This window comes from Herpetosiphonaceae bacterium (assembly GCA_036374795.1).
Taxonomy (GTDB): Bacteria; Chloroflexota; Chloroflexia; order Chloroflexales; family Kallotenuaceae; genus LB3-1.
The window spans coordinates 1-3,349 of the sequence record DASUTC010000354.1; the positions used below are offsets into that span (position 1 = coordinate 1).

The following is a 3,349-nucleotide window of genomic DNA, read 5'->3' on the forward strand; positions in this document are numbered from 1 at the left end:
CAGGGCGGCATCCTGGAGCAGCAGCTTGGCTACTGGCGGCGGCAGTTGCGCGGCGTCGCGGCGCTGGACTTGCCGACCGACTCCCCGCGTCCGCCGGTCTGGAGCGGACGGGGCGCCAGCGTGGCGGTGCACCTGCCCGCCGCGCTGACCCGCGAGCTGCGGCGGCTGAGCCAGCGCTTGGAGAGTAGCCTGTTCATGACGCTGCTGGCGGCCTTCCAGGTCTTGCTCAGTCGCTATAGCCGCCAGCGCGACCTGGCGGTCGGCACGCCGATCGCCGGGCGGACCCGCCCGGAGGTCGAGGCCTTGCTCGGCTTTTTCGTCAACATGCTGGTGCTGCGGGCCGACCTCAGCGGCAATCCGAGCTTCGCGCAGCTCGTGGCGCGGACGCGGGCGGTGTGTCTCGATGCCTACGCGCACCAGGACGCGCCCTTCGAGGTGGTAGTCGAGCAGGTGCAGCCGGAGCGCGACCTGAGCCGCCATCCGCTCTTCCAGGTGTTGTTCGTGCTCCAGAACATGCCGGTCACAGAGCTGCGCCTGCCGGGGCTGCAGGTCGAGCGCGTGGCGCTGGAGACGACGAGCGCGCAGTTCGATCTGGCGCTGACGCTGAGCGAGACGGCGGCGGGGCTGGAGGGCATGGTCGAGTACAGCAGCGATCTGTTCACGGCGGCGACGATCGAGCGGCTGGTGGCACACTACGCGGTGCTGCTGGCGGCGATTGTCGCCGATCCGCAGCAGCCGATCAGCGGGCTGCGGCTGCTGACGGAAGCCGAGGAGCACGCGCTGGTGGTGGAGGCGAACGCGGCGCGGCTGGCGTATCCAAGCGGCAGCAGCGTCGATCGGCTAGTCGCTGCGCAGGCCGCGCGCACGCCCGATGCGCCTGCCGTGATCTTCGGTGCGCAGCAGCTCAGCTATGCCGAGCTCAACGCGCGGGCCAACCAGCTGGCGCACGAGCTGCGCGCGCGGGGCGTCGGGCCGGAGGTACGGGTCGGCATCGCGCTGGAGCCGTGCCTAGAGCTGATCGTCGCGCTGCTGGCGGTGCTCAAGGCGGGCGGCTGCTACGTGCCGCTGGACCCGGCCTATCCGAGCGCGCGGCTGCGCTGGCTCTGCGCCGACAGCCAGGTCGCGCTGGTGCTGACGCAGCCGCGCCTGGCGGCGACGCTGCCGGTCAGCGCGGTGCCAACGCTGTGCCTGGACCACGAGTGGGCGCGGATCGCGGCGCAGCCGACGACGGCGTGTGCGGCGACGCTGAGCGCGGAGCAGATCGCGTATGTGATCTACACCTCCGGCTCGACCGGCATGCCGAAGGGGGTGCTGGTGCCGCACCGGGGGGTGCTGAGCAACCTGACGTGGCGGCAGGCGACGTGGCCGCTGGAGGCCGAGGACCGCGTGCTGCTGAACTACTCGATCAGCTTCGACCCGTCGGTGTGGAATATCTTCTGGCCGCTGAGCGCGGGGGCGGCACTGGTGCTGGTGGGGCCGGAGGAGCGCTACGACAGTGCGGCGCTGGTGCGCGTGATGGCCGAGGCGGGGATCACGGTGTATGGAGCGAGTCCGAGCCAGCACGCGGTGCTGCTGGAGGAGCCGGGGATCACGGCGTGTACGCGGCTGCGGTATGTGGTGAGCGGGGGCGAGCGGCTGACGGCGGAGGTGCAGGCGCGGTGGTTCGCGCGGCTACAGGCGACGCTGTGCAACGCCTACGGGCCGACCGAGGCGACGATCGATACGACCTACTGGCTGTGCCCGCCGGAGGCGGAGCCGCAGCCTGCGCTGCTCGGCCAGCCGATCCCCAATGTCCAGGTCTATGTGCTTGACGCCCACCTGAATCCCGTTCCGATCGGGGTGGAGGGCGAGCTCTACATCGGCGGGGTGAGCGTGGCGCGCGGCTACCACCAGCGGCCCGATCTGACCGCCGAGAAGTTCGTGCCGGACCCGTTCAGCGGGGCAGTGGGCGCGCGGCTCTACCGCACGGGCGACCTGGCGCGCTACCGGGCGGATCGGCAGCTAGAGTTTCTGGGGCGGATCGATGGGCAGGTCAAGCTGCGCGGCTTCCGTATCGAGCTTGGTGAGATCGAGACTGTGCTGACGCGGCATGAGGCCGTGCGCGAGGCCGTGGTGCTCCTGCGCGAGGACGCGCCTGGCGATCCCCGCCTCGTGGCGTATGTGGTCGCGAGATCGGGGATCAGGAGTCAGGAGTCAGCCGGTGTGCCCCCAACGCCTCTCGCGCCCGCCCTCCGCACGTACATGCAGGAGCACCTGCCCGATTACATGGTGCCGAGCGCCTTTGTGGTGCTCGACGCGCTGCCGCTCACCCCCAACGGTAAAGTTGATCGGAAGGCGCTGTCCGTGCCGGAGCACAGTCGTTCCGAGCTGGCTCATACCTTTGTTGCGCCGCGTACCCTGCTAGAGCGGCAGATTGCCGATCTCTGGGCAGCGGTGTTGAAAGTCGAGCGGGTGGGCATCCACGATAACTTCTTCGCGCTGGGCGGGCACTCGCTCCTGGCGACACAGGTGGCTAGCCGCGTGCGCCAGCATACGGGCCGCGAGGTGCCGCTGCGGCTGCTCTTTGAAGCGCCGACCGTCGCCGCGTTTGCCGCGCGTCTCGGCGGGCAGCAGGCGACCGCCGCGCTGCGCCTCACGCGCGCGCCCCGCGATGGCACGCCCCTGCCGCTCTCGTTTGCCCAGCAGCGCCTCTGGTTTCTGGATCAGTTGCAGCCCGGCAGCCTGATCTATAACCTGCCGCTGGTCCTGCGACTCCAGGGATCGCTTGATCGTGCGGCGCTCCGGCGTAGCCTCAACAGCATCGTCGAGCGCCACGAGGTGCTGCGCACGAGCTTTGCCCAGGATGTCAGCGCGCCCGGCGAGCCACCTATGCAGGTGATCGCCCCGTACGCGGCTCTGGCCCTGCCTTGCATCGAAGTGCTTGCCGACGACGGGATCGACTCCGCCGATGCGCTGCGCGCTCGTGTGGATGCAGAGCTGGCGCGGCCCTTCGATCTTGGGCACGGGCCGCTGCTGCGCGCGACGCTCTTCCAGCACGATTCGCTCGATCATATCCTGGTGCTGGTGCTGCACCACAGCGTCTTCGATGGCTGGTCCGAGAGCATTTTCCTCCATGAGTTGATCGCGCTTTACCAGGGCTTCGTCGCGGGCCAGCCCGTGGTGCTGCCGGAGCTGGCAATCCAGTACGCCGACTACGCCGTCTGGCAGCGGCAGTGGTTGCAGGGCGGCATCCTGGAGCAGCAGCTTGGCTACTGGCGGCGGCAGTTGCGCGGCGTCGCGGCGCTGGACTTGCCGACCGACTCCCCGCGTCCGCCGGTCTGGAGCGGACGGGGCGCCAGCGTGGCGGTGC

General features: G+C 70.0%; 1 protein-coding gene. It reads left to right on the top strand.

All coding sequences use genetic code 11. From position 1 onward, the window contains the following. On the top strand, positions 1–3,349 hold a 3,349-nt coding region (locus VFZ66_28570), incomplete at both ends, for an amino acid adenylation domain-containing protein (protein ID HEX6293170.1).